This window comes from Altererythrobacter sp. CAU 1778 (assembly GCF_054482795.1).
The window spans coordinates 1,203,163-1,218,441 of sequence record NZ_JBTLRP010000001.1; the positions used below are offsets into that span (position 1 = coordinate 1,203,163).

Sequence of the window (15,279 nt, forward strand, 5' to 3'; positions counted from 1 at the left end):
TGCTGGCCTATTCCTTTTTCGGAATGAGACCGAGGCTGGTTCAGTCGGGTAGCTCGCCGGACAGCTGAAGCACCACGCCTGCGAGGTAGAGCGAACCCGCGATCAGCACGGGCAGTCCGTCGTCGGGGAGGGCGGCCAGGGCCGCGGCCACATCGGGGGCGGCTTTGGCGTCGGGACCGAACGCTTCGGGCGGATGATGATCATGCCCCGGCACGGGCACCACGGTCAGGCTGGCGATATTGTGCGCCAGCGGGCCGGTCAGCGCTGCCGGATCCTTGCCCGCGATCATGCCGAGGATCAGGTGCAGCTTTTGCAGCGGAGCGGCCGCATCGGGCGTCATCCCGCCGAAATGCCGAGCGATGGCCTGGCCTGCATCAGGATTGTGTCCACCGTCGAGCCAGATCGTCCGGTCGCCAGCCAGCTGCGACAGCGGCCCCCTTGCGAGCCGCTGCATCCGGGCGGGCCAGCGGGCGGTCGCAACGCCGGTCTTCAGCGATTCCTCGCTTATTTCAAGGACACGCTGACTTCGCAACATGGCGACTGCCAGTCCGGCATTCACGACCTGGTGAACACCCGGAAGCTGCGAAGGCGGGGCGTGGAAGTAGCAGCCTTCCCCATCGGCATAGACGAGGTGCGGTCCTGCCCCTCCGGGCTTGGCGTGCCAGTCCTCTCCGCGCTGGAACAGCGGGGCGCCCACTTTGCGTGCGACGGCACGGATAGCTTCGCCTGCCTCCGGCGTGTAATCGAACTGCGGGGCAAGGGTGACGAGCGGCACTCCGGACTTGGCTATGCCAGCTTTCTCGAAAGCGATACGGGCCATCGGGTCGGCAGGCACCCCGTCCTCCGGGGCCAGCAGGAAGCGTTCGTGATCGATGCCGAGTGCCGCGATGCCGCACACCGCGGGGCGCTCGATCACATTGGTCGCGTCGAACCTTCCGCCGAGACCCACTTCCACCACGCAGGCATCTGCTGGCGTGCGGCAGAAACCGAGGAAGGCTGCGGCAATCGTCACTTCGAAAAAGCTCGGGCCCAGATCCTCGCAGGCGTCGAGAACTTCTCGCAGCAGATCGGCCAGCGCCTCGTCGGCAATCAGCGCGCCTGCCAGTCGGATACGCTCGTTGTAGCGCACGAGATGCGGGCTGGTGGTCGCGTGGACGCGGTATCCTTCCGCCTCCAGCATCGCGCGCAGGAAGGCGCAGGTGGAGCCCTTTCCATTCGTCCCGGCGACGTGGAACACCGGCGGCAGTGCCCGGTGGGGGTCGCCCAGCCGCGCCATCATGGCGCGCATCGTCTCAAGCCCCAGCCGCCCCTGCGGAAGCGACAGCGCAGCCAGCCGGTCGAGCTGCTGCTGCACCGCGCTGTCATCGGAGCGGGCGAAATCCCGCATGGGCGTGCCCCTCAGGCGGCCTTGGCGGGGGAGAGGTAGGCGAGGATCAGCGCCAGCGTGTCCTTCAGCTTCGCTCGTTCCACCACGATGTCGACCATGCCGTGCTTGTGGAGATATTCCGCGCGCTGGAAGCCTTCGGGCAGCTTCTCGCGAATCGTATCCTGGATCACGCGCTGTCCGGCGAGGCCGATCAGGGCGCCCGGTTCTGCGATGTGGACGTCACCCAGCATCGCATAGCTGGCCGTGACGCCGCCTGTGGTCGGGTCGGTCAGCACGACGATGAAAGGCAGTCCCGCCGCCTTCAACCGCCGCGTCATCACGGTCGCCTTGGGCATCTGCATCAGGCTGAGAATGCCTTCCTGCATTCGTGCACCGCCAGCGGCAGTCACTACGACATAGGGCGCACCGATCCGCAGCGCGTGTTCCGCGCCCTGGACGAAGGCCGCGCCCACCGCCATGCCCATGCTGCCGCCCATGAAGGCGAAGTCCTGCACGCCGACCACCACCGGATTGCCCAGGATGGTGCCCTGCGCCGCAGTGAAGGCATCGGGATGCGCGTTCTTCGCGCGCGCCTGCTTCAGACGGTCAGTGTATTTCTTGCTGTCACGGAACTTGAGCGGGTCTTCCTTCACCTCGGGCGCGGCGAGTAGCGAATAGCCTTCGTCGAGCAGCTGGGCGAAACGGGTGTCGGCGCTGATGCGCCCATGATGGTCGCAGCGCGGGCACACGTCGAGATTGTCGTGATACTCCGCGGCGAAGATCATCTCCGCGCAATTGGGGCACTTGATCCACAGATCGGCGGGCGTGTCCTTCTTCTGGATGAAGGGCAGCGAATTTCGGACGCGGGTAAACCAGTTCATGGGGCGGCCCTATCGCGCATTGTGCACGGCTTCGGCAAGCGCAGAGGTGAGTTCGCGCAGCTTTTCCGGTGCATCGCGCCCGTGTTGGGCCACCAGTTCCACCAGCGCTGAGCCGACGACGACGCCATCCGCGACCCGCGCGATCTCTGCCGCTTGCTCTGGCGTGCGCACGCCGAAGCCGACCGCGACAGGAATGTCGCTCGCCGCCTTGATCCGCGCGACATTGGCCTCGATCGATTCGATGGCCGCCTGCTGCATCCCGGTGATGCCTGCGACCGCGACGTAGTAGAGAAAGCCGGACGAGCCATCGAGCACGGCGGGCAGACGCTTGTCGTCCGTGGTCGGCGTGGCAAGGCGGATGAGGTCGATGCCTGCAGCGCGAAGTGCGGGGCCAAGGTCGGGGTCTTCCTCCGGCGCGAGGTCGACGCAGATCACTCCGTCCGCTCCCGCCGCCTTGGCAGCACTGGCAAACCACTCCGGCCCGCGCCGGATCATCGGGTTGGCATAGCCCATCAGCACCAGCGGAATCTGCGGGTGCCGCGCGCGAAACTCGGTCGCGATCCGCAGCACTTCGGCCGTCGTCGTGCCCGCGCCGAGCGAGCGGATATTGGCATTCTGGATCGCGGGGCCATCGGCCATCGGATCGGTGAAGGGCATCCCCAGCTCGATCACATCGGCGCCGCCGTCGACCAGAGCGTCGAGATTGGCCGCGGTGTCGCCGTCGCCTGCGGTAAGAAAGCAGACGAGGGCGGGGTGGGGCTTGGCGAAGGCGTTGGAGAGACGGGTCATCAGTATTTCGGTGTCATTTTCAAGATCATATGGGCGACCGGCATTCCAAGGCCGAATGCTGCTGTTTTCACGAGGACATCCACCCAGTCTGGCAAACCTTTGGTGATCAGGTTCCAAGTCAGGAACATCACGAAGGCGACCAGAACATATCTCGGGACCATGCGAAGCGCCTCGTCGAAGCGGAGACGCCGCATGGAAGGCCGCGTTACAGCGGGCCGATCCTGGAACCGGCTCACATCTCCACTCCCAACCGTTCGGCCACCGTGAAGATGTCCTTGTCCCCGCGTCCGCAAAGGTTCGCGAGGATTATGCTGTCCTTCGGCATTTCCTTTGCCCGCTTCGCCACAGCCGCGATTGCGTGGCTCGGTTCGAGCGCGGGGATGATGCCCTCGGTGCGGCAGAGCAACTGGAAAGCCTCCAGCGCTTCCTCGTCGGTGATGGCGGTGTATTCGACCCGCTCCATGTCCTTGAGCCAAGCGTGTTCGGGGCCGATGCCGGGGTAGTCGAGGCCGGCGCTGATCGAGTGGCCTTCGGTGATCTGGCCGTCCTCGTCTTGCAACAAATAGGTCTTGTTGCCGTGGAGCACGCCGGGGAAGCCGCCCAGCAGGCTGGCCGCGTGTTCGTCTCCGTCGAGGCCGTGCCCCGCCGCCTCGACGCCGAGCATCTTGACGTCCGGATCGTCGAGGAAGGGGTGGAACAGGCCGAGCGCGTTGGAGCCGCCGCCGATGGCCGCGACCAGCAAGTCGGGCAGGCGGCCGATGCGGCTCTGCATCTGCACGCGCGCTTCCTTGCCGATCACGCTCTGGAAGTCGCGCACCAGCTCCGGGTAGGGATGCGGCCCGGCAGCGGTGCCGATGATGTAGAAAGTGTCCTCCACATTCGCGACCCAGTGACGCAGCGCCTCGTTCATCGCGTCCTTCAGCGTGCCGCGCCCGGCAGTGACGGGGCGAACCTCCGCGCCGAGCAGCTTCATGCGGAACACGTTGGGCGATTGCCGCCGCACGTCCTCCGCACCCATGAACACGGTGCAGGGCAGGCCGAAACGCGCGCAGACCGTGGCGGTGGCGACGCCGTGCTGGCCCGCACCGGTTTCCGCGATGATCTTCGTCTTGCCCATCCGCATGGCGAGCAGGATCTGCCCGATGCAATTGTTGATCTTGTGCGCGCCGGTGTGGTTCAGTTCGTCACGCTTGAACCAGACCTGCGCGCCCATGCCGTGCGGGGCGTCCTTGGCGAGTTCTTCGGTCAGCCGTTCCGCAAAGTAGAGCGGGCTGGGGCGGCCGACGTAATGTTCCAGCAGGTCGTCGAACTGCTCCTGGAACTTCGGGTCTTTCTGCGCCGCGCGATACTCACGCTCCAGATCGAGCACGAGCGGCATCAGCGTCTCGGCGACATAGCGCCCGCCATAATCGCCGAAATGCCCGCGCTCGTCGGGCTGGTTGCGGAAGGAATTGGGTGTGGCTTCGGTCATGCTGCGGCTTCCCTTGCGGCCTTGCAAAAGGCGCGAATCTTGTCGACGTCCTTGACGCCCGGCGCGCTTTCCAGCCCGCTGGAAGCATCGAGTAGGGTCGCGCCTGTCCGCGCGATGGCGTCGGCGACATTGGCGGGGGAGAGGCCACCCGCCAGCCCCCATGGCATGGTGAACTTCGCCCCGTCGAGCAGGGACCAGTCGACCGCGATGCCGTTGCCGCCGGGCAGCGCCTTGGCCGGCGCGTCGAGCAGGACGAGGTCCGCCGCATTGCGCCACGCCATCGCCTTGTCGACCGATTCCGGGCGACTGACGCCGATGGCTTTCCACAGTTCGATCGGGACGTGCTGCTTCAGCAGGGCGACCCATTCCTTCGTTTCGCGGCCATGGAACTGCACTACGTCCGGGCGAACCGCCTCGATTGCTCGGATGGTCGGCTCGGGCTGCTGGTCGACGAGCAGGAGGACGACGCGGACGTGCTGCGGCACGCGCGCGCGCAGCTTCGCCGCATCTTCCAGCGAGACGTGGCGTGAACTCGGCTCGTAATGGACGAGGCCGATATGGGTCGCGCCCGCATCCACCGCCGCGTCGACGGTTTCGGGCGTCGAGAGCCCGCAAATCTTGATCTGTGTCGAAGGCATGGGCAGCCTGTTAGATGTTTGGAATGCTGCAGGGAAGATAAACTCCCCTTTGGGTGCAGTTAGGGCAGGTTGAGCGGCTCGCAGCCCTCAATAGCCGGGCAGTAGGCTAAAGCGTCGCCTCGATTGCCCTTGCGGCTGCCACCGGATCGTCGGCACGGCTGATCGGGCGGCCGATAACGAGAACGCTGGCGCCATCGTTGCGCGCCTGCCGGGGGGTGACGACGCGCTTCTGGTCGCCGATTGCGCTGCCCGCAGGACGCAGGCCGGGGACAACGAAGAAGCCGTCCTTCCACTGCTTATGCACCGCCCCCACTTCCTTGCCGGAGCAGACGATGCCGTCGAGCCCGCTCGCCTCGGCCAGTTCGGCGAGCCTCAGCACCTGGTCGTGCGCGCTACCCCAGACGCCGGTCCGCTCCAGATCGCGTTCGTCGAGGCTGGTGAGCATGGTGACGGCGACGATCTTCGTATTCTCGCCCGCCGCCGCCTTGGCATCCTCCATCATCGCGCGCCCGCCGCTGGCGTGCACGGTGACGATGGCGGGTTCGAGCACGTGGATCGCCTGCATCGCGGCAGCGACGGTATTGGGGATGTCGTGCAGCTTGAGATCGAGGAACACCGGCAAGCCGCAACGGGCAAGTTCGTGAACCCCGTGATGACCGTGCGCGCAGAAGAATTCGAGCCCGAGCTTGATGCCGCCGATATGCGATTTCACGCGGTTGACCAGCGCCTTTGCGCTTTCGACCTGCGGCAGGTCGACCGCGAGATAGACAGGGTTGGTCATATGCCTTGCCTCAGAGCGTCGGGCGATCGAGATCGCGCGGCGGATCAGTGTCGCGCATCGGCTCTGCGGGCGCATGCGTTTCTTCCACAACCGCTGGCTCGCTGTGAACTTCCGAAGTCCCGGAAGCCGCAGGGGTAGTTGCCGCGCTGCGGACCGCGTTTTCGAGATTAGCGATGCGACGGTTCAGCCGCCACGTCGTGCCCCGTTGCAAAATCCACATCGGGATGAACCCGATCATGAAGCTGACGATGATGACCGCGGGCAGCTTGGTTTCCCAGAACATCCCGCTCCAGATGCGGACGGTGACGTTCTCGTCCCAGTTCGCCCATGAAAATACCAGGATGCTGAACAACAGCAGCATCCATACGATCGTGCGAACCACTTGCACCGGTGCGTCTCCCCTTGCTTCGCGGCATGCTAAGCGCGATGGGCGCGCAAGGGAAGGGCGAAGCCGCCCGTTACCCGAATACGCGCGCGAAGATCGTGTCGACGTGCTTGAAATGGTATTCGAGGTCGAAGCGATCCTCCAGCTGATCTTCCGAAAGTGCGGCGGTCACTTCGGGATCGGCCTTGAGCAGATCGAGCAGCATCAGCCGCCCGTCCGATTCCCACACCTTCATCGCATTGCGCTGCACCAGCCGGTAGGCATCCTCGCGGCTGACTCCGTTCTGCGTCAGTGCCAGCAGCACGCGCTGCGAGTGAATCAGGCCGCCCATCCGGTCCATGTTGGCCTGCATCCGTTCGGGGTAGACGAGCAGCTTGTCGATCACGCCGGTCAGCCGCGCGAGCGCGAAGTCGAGCGTGATGCAGGCGTCCGGGCCGATGAAACGCTCCACCGAGGAGTGCGAGATGTCACGCTCGTGCCACAGGGCGACGTTTTCCAGCGCGGGCAGGGCATAGGCGCGGATCATGCGCGCCTGCCCGGTGAGGTTCTCGGTCAGGATCGGGTTGCGCTTGTGCGGCATGGCGCTCGACCCCTTCTGGCCGGGCGAGAAATATTCCTCCGCTTCCAGCACTTCTGTGCGCTGGAGGTGGCGGATTTCCACCGCCAACCGCTCGATGGAGCCTGCGATCACCGCGAGGGTCGAGAAGAACATGGCGTGCCGGTCGCGCGGGATGACCTGCGTCGAGACAGGCTCGACGGCAAGGCCGAGCTTCTCCGCAACGTGTTCCTCCACCGCCGGGTCGATATTGGCGAAGGTGCCGACCGCGCCGCTGATGGCGCAAGTGGCGATTTCATCCTTTGCATTGCGCAGGCGAGTGCGGCAGCGGTCGAACTCGGCATAGGCCTGCGCGAGCTTGAGGCCGAAGGTCACCGGTTCCGCGTGGATGCCGTGGCTGCGCCCGATGGTGGGGGTGTACTTGTGCTCCTCCGCCCGGCGCCGGATCGCGGCAAGCAGCGCGTCGAGGTCGTCCAGCAGGATATCGGCGGAGCGTGCCAGCTGCACCGCCAGCGTCGTGTCGAGCACGTCGCTGCTGGTCATCCCCTGGTGCATGAAGCGTGCCTGATCGCCGACGTTTTCCGCCACCCAGGTAAGGAAAGCGATGACGTCGTGCTTGGTCACGGCCTCGATCGCGTCGATGGCGTCGACGTCGATCTTCGGATTTGTCGCCCACCAGTCCCACAGCGCCTTGGCCGCGCTGTCGGGGACCACGCCCAGTTCGCCGAGTTTCTCGGTCGCGTGCGCCTCGATCTCGAACCAGATGCGGTATCTCGCTTCCGGCTCCCACAGGGCGGTCATCTCTGGGCGGGCGTAACGGGGGACCATGGCGGAAAGCTCCGGATAATCGGGTGAGCAGGGATGAGCGCGCGGCTAGGCGAGCGGCTTGCCTATATCAAGCCCTTCGCCTTCAGGCTGGCGTGCCCTTCGCGCCCGACGATGACATGGTCGTGGACGGTAATGCCAAGCAGCCGCCCGGCTTCGGCAATGCGGTTGGTTATCTGGATGTCGGCACGGCTGGGCTCGGGATTGCCGCTCGGATGGTTGTGGACGAGGATCAGCGCCGTCGCGCCGAGGTCCAGCCCGCGGCGGATCACCTCGCGCGGGTGGATCGCCGCCTCATCGATGGAGCCGTCGCCGACGTGATGATCCTGTATCAGCCGGTTGCGCGTATCGAGATAGAGCACGCGTACACGCTCCACCGTCAGATGCGCCATGTCGATCGCCAGATAGTCTAGCAACGCCTGCCAGCTACCCAGCACCGGCTGTTGCTGCACTTCGCTGCGCGCCATGCGCCGGGCGGCGAGCGCCACGATCTTCAGCGCGGCCGCGCTGCTTTCTCCCATCCCCTCGACCTTTTGCAAGGCACCGGGTTCGGCATTGAGCACGGCCGCAAGCGAGCCGAATCGCTTCAGCAGGGCCTTGGCGGTCGGCTTCGTATCACCACGGCTGCGCGCTGCGAAAAGCAGGAATTCCAGCACTTCGTAATCGGCCAGAGCTTCCGCCCCGCCGGTCAGCAACCGCTCTCGCAGGCGCGCGCGATGGCCGCTCCTGTCGTCAGGTGCCGGGGCTGAAGGGGGCAAATTGAGGTCCGATGAGCTACGAGTGTTCGTGAAATCATTGCCTTTGCGGGGGCTTGCGCGCAAGTGGTGTGAGGATGGCGGATGCGGAGATTCTCGGCGACCTTGCGGCTGATCTGCCTCCGAAGCGGCGCATCTGGCGCAAGCTCGGCTATGGTCTGCTGGCTCTGATACTCGCGCTAGGGCTGTATGCGTGGACCCAGCGAAACGACATCGCCAGCAACGCCATCGAAGGCGAACTGCGCAAGCTGGGTTTGGAAGCGACTTACGATGTCGTCAGCATCGGGCCGGAGCGGCAGGTCCTTGCAAACATCGTGGTCGGCGACCCGGATCGGCCCGATCTCACGATCGAAAGGGCAGTCGTGGGGATCGAGCCGCGCTTCGGCTTTCCCCGCATCAGCAGCATCACGCTGGTCCGCCCACGCATTTACGGCAGCTACAATGAAGGGTCGCTGCGCTTCGGCGCGCTCGACCCGCTGCTGTTCGGCGAAGGGGAAGAGCCGTTCCAGTTTCCCGACTACGTGCTCAACGTGGTCGATGCGCGCGGTCTGATCGAAAGCGATGTCGGTGACATCGGCATGAAGCTGGAAGGCAGCGGGCACATGCAAAGCGGCTTCAAGGGCACGCTCGCCGCGATAGCGCCACAGGTCGAAGCATCGGGCTGCACGGCGCAGCGTGCGACGCTGTACGGCACGCTGTCGATCGATGCCGAACGGCCCCGCTTCGAAGGACCGGTGCGGCTGGCGCAGTTGCGCTGCGACGGCGGGCCGGCGCTGAACGATGCGACCGTCACACTGGCCCTGCGCGCGAACCGCACGCTGGACGCCTTGGCAGGCACATACGACCTCGCGCTTGCTCGCGCGCAATATTCGGACGCGCAGCTGGCGCGGCTGGCCGGCGAGGGCGAGGTTAGCTGGTCGGCGCAGCGGCTGGTCGCGACATATGACGTATCCTCCGGCCCCTTCCGTTCCGGACAGGTGACGCTGGGCGAAGCGGCGATCGAAGGGGATCTGCGCGCCACCGGCGATTGGCGCCAGGTCGAGGTGACGGCAGACTTTTCGGGCAAGGATCTCAGCCCCGGCAACGTCTCCGATGGCGTACTGGCCGATGCTCAGGCTGCGGCGCAAGATACGCTGGCCGCGCCGCTGCTGGCGCGACTGCGCGGCGCCTTGCAGAACGAAACGCGCGGCAGCAGCGTGGCGGGCCAAGCCACATGGCGCAAGATTGGTGACGTCGCCAATCTCGTTCTGCCGAGCCTGCGCGTGACCGGGCGCAGCGGCTCTCGCCTGCTCGACGTTTCACGCCTGCGATACACCTCGCGGCCCGGAATGTTGCCGCAGATCGCAGGGAACTTCATCACCGACGGACGCGACATGCCGCGCGTTTCGGGCCGATTCGAACAGCGCGGCGGCGATACGCTGCTTAATCTGGTCATGGCCGAATATGCGGCGGGCGACAGCCGCCTCGCCGTGCCGCGCTTGCGGGTCGCGATGGGGCAGAACGGCAGCGCGCGCTTTGCAGGACAAATTCTTGCCAGCGGCGCGTTGCCGGGCGGATCGGTACGCGGCCTCCAGGCACCGCTCGATGGTACGTACAGCAGCGCGGGCGGCCTGCGCCTCTGGGACAGCTGCACGGAAATCGGATTCGCCGCGCTGACCTACGCCAATCTGTCGCTCGACCAGCGCAGGCTTACGCTATGCCCGCCACGCGGCGGAGCGATCGTACGCAACGACGCGGGCGGGTTGCGGATCGCGGCAGGTGCGCCTTCGCTCGCGCTGACCGGCAGGCTTGGCAGCACGCCCATCGCGATTCGCAGCGGAGCGATCGGCTTCGCCTATCCCGGCGCGATGTCGGCCCGCGCGGTGCAGGTCACGCTCGGCCAGACCGGGCGAGATGTCCAGTTCCTGATGACCAATCTCAGGGCAGACCTAGGCCGCGATATTTCAGGCAGTTTCGACGGATCGGAGATTCGTCTCGCTGCCGTGCCGCTCGACATCCTCGATGCACGCGGTGACTGGCGTTACGCGGGAGGGGTCTTCAGCCTGAGCAATGGCAACTTCCGGTTGGAAGACCGCGACGATCCCGACCGCTTCAAGCCGCTTTTCGCGGAAGGTGCGACCGTCAGCCTCGCGGACAACGTCATCCGTGCGGAGGCCGACCTGCACGAACCGCGCAACATGCTGCAGGTGGTGCGCACGCAGATCGTTCACAGTCTTAGCACGGGGGCGGGCGGGGCGGACCTGTTCGTCGACGGCTTGCTGTTCGACGAGAACCTCCAGCCCGACGACCTCACCCGCCTCGCGCTCGGCATCGTCGCCAATGTGGAAGGAACGGTGGACGGCAGCGGCCGGATCGCGTGGTCTTCTGCCGGCGACGTCACCAGCACGGGGCGTTTCCGCACCGCCGACATGGACCTTGCCGCGCCGTTCGGCCCGGCACAGGGTATCAGCGGAGAAATCGTTTTCACCGATCTTCTCGGCCTCACCACGGCAGCCGATCAGCGGCTGACGATCAGATCCGTCAATCCGGGCATCGAGGTGTTCGACGGCGTCGTATCCTACCAGATGACCGACGGCGAACTGCTGCGCGTCAATAGCGGCAGGTGGCCGTTCCTCGGCGGCACGCTCACGCTGGAGCCGGTTACGCTTGCGCTCGGGGTGGAGGAAACCCGCCGCTATACGCTGGTGATCGAGGGCATGGAGGCCGCGCGCTTCATCGAGCAGCTGGAACTCGGCAATCTTTCCGCGACCGGCACATTCGACGGTAAAATGCCACTGGTCTTCACGGGCAGCGACGGGCGGATAGAGGGCGGCCGCCTCCAGTCCCGTCCGCCGGGCGGCAACCTGTCCTATATCGGCGAGCTGACTTACGAGAACCTCGGCACTTACGGGAATCTGGCCTTCAATTCGCTGCGATCGCTCGATTTCCGGCAAATGGACGTCGGGATCGACGGTCCGCTGACGGGCGAGCTGGTGACGCGGGTGAAGTTCGATGGCGTTCGGCAGGGTGCAGGCACGACCAGCAATATCCTGACCCGCCAGATCGCCAAGCTGCCGATCCAGTTCAACATCAACATCCGCGCGCCTTTCTACAAGCTGATCACCTCCATCCGCTCGATGTACGACCCCGAATTCGTGCGCGATCCGCGTGAGCTGGGATTGATCGCAGAGGACGGCAGATTGCCCGACCGCGATGGTGTGACCTTCGAAGAAGCGGAAGAACGCGCAGACCAGCTCGAGGCCGAAGAAACGGCCAAGCAACAGGCAGAAACGGAAACCGAATGAACCATTCAGCCCCGATCAAGCACGTGCGGCGTAATCGTGCCGCTAAATTGACTGGACCTGCGTCCGCCGCGCATAAGCATGGCATGGCGAAGATATGGCGAAGGTCGGTTGGCGTGGCGGCGATGACGGCCACGATCGGCCTTGGCGGCTGCGTCACTCTTGAGGCGCCGGACAAGCCGATCGTGATAGAGCTGAACATCAATATCACGCAGGAAGTGATTTACAGACTGGCGGAAGATGCCGGCAACACGATCGACGAGAATGCCGATATCTTCTAACTTGTGGGCAACCGAAAGGTGGCTGGAAATGGAAAAGATGAAAAAGACCCTGAACTTCGCTCTTGCCGGTGTCGGCGCGGCCCTGATCGCAGCCGGCATGGCCGTGCCCGCTCTGGCCCAGCGCGATCCGGCCTATGACGCGGCCCGCGCAGCCGGCCAGGTGGGCGAGAAGATGGACGGTTATCTCGGCATCGTCGGTGCAGAAACGCCTGCCCTGCGCCGCGTGGTCGACGACATCAATATCAAGCGGCGGGCGGTTTACGCCCAGAAGGCGCAGGCAGCCAATGCGACGCTGGAAGAATATGCGTTCACCGCTGGTTGCCTCCAGATCGCGCGCACCGCGCCGGGGGAAAAATACCAGGCACCCGGCGGTGCATGGGCGACCCGCGGCACCGGCGCTCCGCAACGCGATCCGCGCTGTCCGTAAGCTGACGGGGCGATAAGGGCGCAAATACTGCAAGGGTGCTTGGCATTCCTGCAACTGGTTCGGAAAGAGGCGGTTATCCGCGCTTCGCGGGATATATCGCTCGCGCCAATCCCAAGCCGCTGCTGTTGACTTGAAAATGCCCCCCGCCTAAGGGGTCGGCGCCCTCGGCGGGCACCTCTAGCCCGTGCCGTATGTTTTCCAAGTAAGGAGGCTGGCATGAGCGAAGAGAAGCCCGCACGGGAACCCATTGCCGAGGATGCGCGGATCGACGCGCTCGAAGCGCGGCTCAAGGCCGCACGCGAGCGTGAAGAACAGCGCAACCGGCCACGGGCCACAGGCGCCGATGCGAATTATCGCAGCGGCAATCGTGTGCTTGCGGACTTGCTTGGCGGGATTCTCGGCGGTGCGGTGATCGGCTGGGTCATAGACTACTTTGCCGGAACATCGCCCTGGGGCCTGTTGGGGATGCTGTTCATGGGAATAGTCGTCGCCTTCAGGAACATCATCAAGGCGTCTAACACGCGCCCCGACTGACCAATTCGCCGGCTTCCCATGCGGGGGCCGTCAACGAGACAGGGATCACATCGAAGTGGCAGCCGAAGAGGGCAAAGTTGACCCGATGCACCAGTTCACCATCGAGCCGTTGTTCGGCTCGCAGGGCTGGGAAGTGGCCGGGGTCAACATCGCGTTCACCAACAGCGCGTTGTGGATGGCGATCACCACGGTGATCCTGTGGCTGTTCGTATGGGGCGGCCTGAAGGGCGAAACCGTGCCCGGTCGCTGGCAGATGATGGTCGAGACGTTCACCACCTTCATCGACGACATGCTTGAAGCGAACATCGGCAAGGAAGGGCGCAAATACGTGCCCTATATCTTCAGCCTGTTCATGTTCATCCTGTTCGCGAACCTGCTGGGCCTGCTGCCGATCGGCATTTTCGGCCTGCACCCGTTCACCTTCACCAGCCACTTCACCGTCACGGGTGTGCTGGCGATCATCTCGTTCTCGATCGTCCTGATCGTGGGTTTCTGGAAGCACGGGCTGAAGTTCTTCACACTGTTCGTGCCGCACGGCACGCCGCTCCCCATGGTTCCGGTCATCGCGCCGATCGAATTCATCAGCTTCATGGTCCGCCCGTTCAGCCTCGCGCTGCGACTGTTCGTTGCCATGATGGCGGGCCACGTCCTGCTCAAGGTTCTGTCGAGCTTCGTGATCGGCGGTATCAATGCCGGCGCCGGTTTCAGCCTGCTCGTCAGCGTGCCCAGCTTCGTGCTGATGATCGGTATCTCGGCACTGGAAATCCTGGTGGCCGGGATCCAGGCCTATGTCTTCGCACTGCTCACGTCGCTGTACATCAACGACGCCGAGCATCTGCACTGAGTTTTCAAAACCCGATTTCTTCAATCAATTCGATTTATTCAAAGGAGTTTATCATGGACGTAGAAGCAGCAAAGCTCGTCGGTGCGGGCCTCGCGGCGATCGGTGCCGGCATGGCCGCCATCGGTGTGGGTAACGTGTTCGGCTCGTTCCTCGAAAGCGCACTGCGCAATCCGGGCGCTGCCGACGGCCAGCAGGGCCGTCTGTTCATCGGCTTCGCCGCTGCCGAGCTTCTCGGCCTGCTGGCGTTCGTCGTTTCGATGATCCTGATCTTCGTCGCCTGATCGACGAAATTGACAGGTCGGGGCAGGGCGCGTTGCGTCCTGCCGCGCCTGCCTGACCCAATTCTGTTTCGCGGGACCTTTATCCAATGCCCCAGATAGCGCAGCTTGCCGAGACATACTCCAGCCAGGTCTTCTGGTTGCTGGTGTTTTTCGGGCTCGTATTCTTCGTGATCGGTCACGGGATGATCCCTCGCGTGATGAATACGATCGAAGGGCGCGACAAGGTGATCGCCGACGATCTCGCCGCGGCGCAGGCAGCGCGTGACGCCGCCGATGCCGAGGAAGAGGCATGGCGCACTCGCGAGAACGAGAACCGCGCCCGTGCGCAGGCTCTCGTGGCCGAAGCCAAGGCGGATGCCGCGGCCAAGTCGGAAAAGAAGCTGAAGGCGGCGCAGACGCGGCTCGACAAGAAGCTGGCGGAGGCGGAAACCCGCATCGCCGCGTCGAAGTCGGCTGCGCTGGCTGAAATCGAAGACGTCGCTGCCGAAGCCACGCAGGACATCGTCCAGCGCGTGGCCGGGGCGAAGGTGGCCGTGGCCAGCGCCCGCGCCGCCGTGAAGGAGGCGATGATCCATGGCTAATGCACCCGCATTGATCGAGACCGAGAGCGCCGAGGCCTATGTGGCCGAGGGGCACGGCGAAACCGTCGCGCACGCCGATCCGGTGGCCCTGGGGCTGGAGCCGTATCAGTGGGTCTCGGTGGCCATGATCTTCCTGATCCTCATCTTCATCTGGAAGAAAGTGCCTGCGCTGATCACCGGCGGCCTCGACAACAAGATCGCCGCGATCCGGACTCAGCTCGACGAAGCCAAGCAGCTGCGAGCTGAAGCGGAAGCCCTGCGGAACGAGTATTCGGCCAAGATCGCCAACGCGGAAAAAGACGCCGAGGCAATGCTGGCGAACGCCCGCCACGAAGCCGACGCTCTCGTTGCGAAGGCCGAAGTCGACAGCACCGCAATGGTCGAGCGTCGCAAGAAGATGGCCGAAGACAAGATCGGTGCCGCGGAACGCGAAGCAGTCGACGAAGTCCGTGCAACCGCCGTCAACGCCGCTGCCAGGGCATCGCGCAAACTGATCGCCGAGAAGCACGGCGCCGCCGACGATAGCTTGCTGGTCGACCAGGCGATTGCCGGTCTCTGATCCGCCCGTTCCCTGCGCAGGCAGGGAGTCCATTCGATAGAAGA

The 15,279-nt window shown here is 64.8% G+C and carries 18 protein-coding genes; 8 read left to right on the plus strand and 10 right to left on the minus strand.

Annotation, left to right across the window (positions count from 1 at the left end; genetic code table 11):
- Positions 1–40 precede the first annotated feature (40 nt).
- The 10 genes from ACXYN8_RS05635 to radC form a co-directional block, all read right to left on the minus strand.
- Entirely contained in the window at positions 41–1,387 is a 1,347-nt protein-coding gene (locus tag ACXYN8_RS05635) for a bifunctional folylpolyglutamate synthase/dihydrofolate synthase (RefSeq protein WP_458888337.1), read from the minus strand.
- Positions 1,388–1,398: 11 nt separating this feature from the next.
- Positions 1,399–2,247: an acetyl-CoA carboxylase, carboxyltransferase subunit beta gene (gene accD / locus ACXYN8_RS05640; protein ID WP_458888338.1), complete on the minus strand. Its 849-nt coding sequence runs from the start codon at positions 2,245–2,247 to the stop codon at positions 1,399–1,401.
- 9 nt (positions 2,248–2,256) lie between these two features.
- A complete protein-coding gene (trpA, locus tag ACXYN8_RS05645; RefSeq protein ID WP_458888339.1) occupies positions 2,257–3,036 on the minus strand; it encodes a tryptophan synthase subunit alpha in 780 nt (259 codons plus the stop codon).
- Positions 3,036–3,230 carry a hypothetical protein gene (locus ACXYN8_RS05650; protein ID WP_458888340.1) on the minus strand — a complete coding sequence of 65 codons (195 nt, stop codon included), beginning with the start codon at positions 3,228–3,230 and terminating at the stop codon, positions 3,036–3,038. The genes trpA and ACXYN8_RS05650 overlap by 1 nt, the downstream gene beginning before the upstream one ends.
- 38 nt (positions 3,231–3,268) lie before the next feature.
- Positions 3,269–4,507, minus strand: coding sequence for a tryptophan synthase subunit beta (trpB, locus tag ACXYN8_RS05655; protein WP_458888341.1), 1,239 nt, complete (start codon positions 4,505–4,507; stop codon positions 3,269–3,271).
- Positions 4,504–5,145 carry a phosphoribosylanthranilate isomerase gene (locus ACXYN8_RS05660; RefSeq protein WP_458888342.1) on the minus strand — a complete coding sequence of 214 codons (642 nt, stop codon included), beginning with the start codon at positions 5,143–5,145 and terminating at the stop codon, positions 4,504–4,506. The genes trpB and ACXYN8_RS05660 overlap by 4 nt, the downstream gene beginning before the upstream one ends.
- Positions 5,146–5,251: 106 nt before the next feature.
- Complete coding sequence (pyrF, locus tag ACXYN8_RS05665; RefSeq protein WP_458888343.1) at positions 5,252–5,926, minus strand: orotidine-5'-phosphate decarboxylase; 675 nt, start codon at positions 5,924–5,926, stop codon at positions 5,252–5,254.
- A 10-nt stretch (positions 5,927–5,936) separates the two neighbouring features.
- Positions 5,937–6,314 carry a LapA family protein gene (locus ACXYN8_RS05670; protein ID WP_458888344.1) on the minus strand — a complete coding sequence of 126 codons (378 nt, stop codon included), beginning with the start codon at positions 6,312–6,314 and terminating at the stop codon, positions 5,937–5,939.
- 70 nt (positions 6,315–6,384) lie between these two features.
- Complete coding sequence (gene purB, locus ACXYN8_RS05675; protein ID WP_458888345.1) at positions 6,385–7,695, minus strand: adenylosuccinate lyase; 1,311 nt, start codon at positions 7,693–7,695, stop codon at positions 6,385–6,387.
- A 62-nt stretch (positions 7,696–7,757) separates the two neighbouring features.
- The gene (gene radC, locus ACXYN8_RS05680) at positions 7,758–8,450 is read right to left on the minus strand and encodes a RadC family protein (RefSeq protein WP_458888346.1); all 693 of its coding nucleotides are present in this window, start codon (positions 8,448–8,450) and stop codon (positions 7,758–7,760) included.
- 74 nt (positions 8,451–8,524) lie between these two features.
- Between radC and ACXYN8_RS05685 the strand changes: the two genes are divergently transcribed.
- The 8 genes from ACXYN8_RS05685 to ACXYN8_RS05720 all read left to right on the plus strand — a co-directional run bounded on the left by ACXYN8_RS05685 (position 8,525) and on the right by ACXYN8_RS05720 (position 15,235).
- Positions 8,525–11,731: a YdbH domain-containing protein gene (locus ACXYN8_RS05685; RefSeq protein WP_458888347.1), complete on the plus strand. Its 3,207-nt coding sequence runs from the start codon at positions 8,525–8,527 to the stop codon at positions 11,729–11,731.
- A 122-nt stretch (positions 11,732–11,853) separates the two neighbouring features.
- Entirely contained in the window at positions 11,854–12,009 is a 156-nt protein-coding gene (locus tag ACXYN8_RS05690; protein WP_458888914.1) for a YnbE family lipoprotein, read from the plus strand.
- A 28-nt stretch (positions 12,010–12,037) separates the two neighbouring features.
- Entirely contained in the window at positions 12,038–12,436 is a 399-nt protein-coding gene (locus ACXYN8_RS05695) for a YdbL family probable chaperone protein (protein ID WP_458888348.1), read from the plus strand.
- A gap of 216 nt (positions 12,437–12,652) precedes the next feature.
- A complete protein-coding gene (locus ACXYN8_RS05700; protein WP_458888349.1) occupies positions 12,653–12,970 on the plus strand; it encodes an AtpZ/AtpI family protein in 318 nt (105 codons plus the stop codon).
- Positions 12,971–13,055: 85 nt separating this feature from the next.
- Complete coding sequence (locus ACXYN8_RS05705; RefSeq protein ID WP_458888915.1) at positions 13,056–13,814, plus strand: F0F1 ATP synthase subunit A; 759 nt, start codon at positions 13,056–13,058, stop codon at positions 13,812–13,814.
- Positions 13,815–13,867: 53 nt separating this feature from the next.
- Positions 13,868–14,095 carry a F0F1 ATP synthase subunit C gene (locus tag ACXYN8_RS05710; protein ID WP_458888351.1) on the plus strand — a complete coding sequence of 76 codons (228 nt, stop codon included), beginning with the start codon at positions 13,868–13,870 and terminating at the stop codon, positions 14,093–14,095.
- An 86-nt stretch (positions 14,096–14,181) separates the two neighbouring features.
- A complete protein-coding gene (locus ACXYN8_RS05715; RefSeq protein ID WP_458888352.1) occupies positions 14,182–14,676 on the plus strand; it encodes a F0F1 ATP synthase subunit B family protein in 495 nt (164 codons plus the stop codon).
- Positions 14,669–15,235: a F0F1 ATP synthase subunit B family protein gene (locus ACXYN8_RS05720; protein ID WP_458888354.1), complete on the plus strand. Its 567-nt coding sequence runs from the start codon at positions 14,669–14,671 to the stop codon at positions 15,233–15,235. Before ACXYN8_RS05715 ends, ACXYN8_RS05720 begins: the two co-directional genes overlap by 8 nt.
- The last annotated feature ends 44 nt before the right edge of the window (positions 15,236–15,279 follow it).

Bases quoted from the DNA above. Each gene is read 5' to 3' on its own strand.
- ACXYN8_RS05635 (WP_458888337.1), bottom strand. From the start codon at position 1,387: ATGCGGGATTTCGCCCGCTCCGATGACAGCGCGGTGCAGCAGCAGCTC.
- ACXYN8_RS05660 (WP_458888342.1), bottom strand. From the start codon at position 5,145: ATGCCTTCGACACAGATCAAGATTTGCGGGCTCTCGACGCCCGAAACC.
- ACXYN8_RS05720 (WP_458888354.1), top strand. From the start codon at position 14,669: ATGGCTAATGCACCCGCATTGATCGAGACCGAGAGCGCCGAGGCCTAT.
- trpA (WP_458888339.1), bottom strand. From the start codon at position 3,036: ATGACCCGTCTCTCCAACGCCTTCGCCAAGCCCCACCCCGCCCTCGTC.
- ACXYN8_RS05710 (WP_458888351.1), top strand. From the start codon at position 13,868: ATGGACGTAGAAGCAGCAAAGCTCGTCGGTGCGGGCCTCGCGGCGATC.
- trpB (WP_458888341.1), bottom strand. From the start codon at position 4,507: ATGACCGAAGCCACACCCAATTCCTTCCGCAACCAGCCCGACGAGCGC.
- pyrF (WP_458888343.1), bottom strand. From the start codon at position 5,926: ATGACCAACCCTGTCTATCTCGCGGTCGACCTGCCGCAGGTCGAAAGC.
- ACXYN8_RS05690 (WP_458888914.1), top strand. From the start codon at position 11,854: ATGACGGCCACGATCGGCCTTGGCGGCTGCGTCACTCTTGAGGCGCCG.
- accD (WP_458888338.1), bottom strand. From the start codon at position 2,247: ATGAACTGGTTTACCCGCGTCCGAAATTCGCTGCCCTTCATCCAGAAG.
- ACXYN8_RS05695 (WP_458888348.1), top strand. From the start codon at position 12,038: ATGGAAAAGATGAAAAAGACCCTGAACTTCGCTCTTGCCGGTGTCGGC.
- ACXYN8_RS05685 (WP_458888347.1), top strand. From the start codon at position 8,525: ATGGCGGATGCGGAGATTCTCGGCGACCTTGCGGCTGATCTGCCTCCG.
- ACXYN8_RS05700 (WP_458888349.1), top strand. From the start codon at position 12,653: ATGAGCGAAGAGAAGCCCGCACGGGAACCCATTGCCGAGGATGCGCGG.
- purB (WP_458888345.1), bottom strand. From the start codon at position 7,695: ATGGTCCCCCGTTACGCCCGCCCAGAGATGACCGCCCTGTGGGAGCCG.
- ACXYN8_RS05650 (WP_458888340.1), bottom strand. From the start codon at position 3,230: ATGCGGCGTCTCCGCTTCGACGAGGCGCTTCGCATGGTCCCGAGATAT.
- ACXYN8_RS05715 (WP_458888352.1), top strand. From the start codon at position 14,182: ATGCCCCAGATAGCGCAGCTTGCCGAGACATACTCCAGCCAGGTCTTC.
- ACXYN8_RS05705 (WP_458888915.1), top strand. From the start codon at position 13,056: ATGCACCAGTTCACCATCGAGCCGTTGTTCGGCTCGCAGGGCTGGGAA.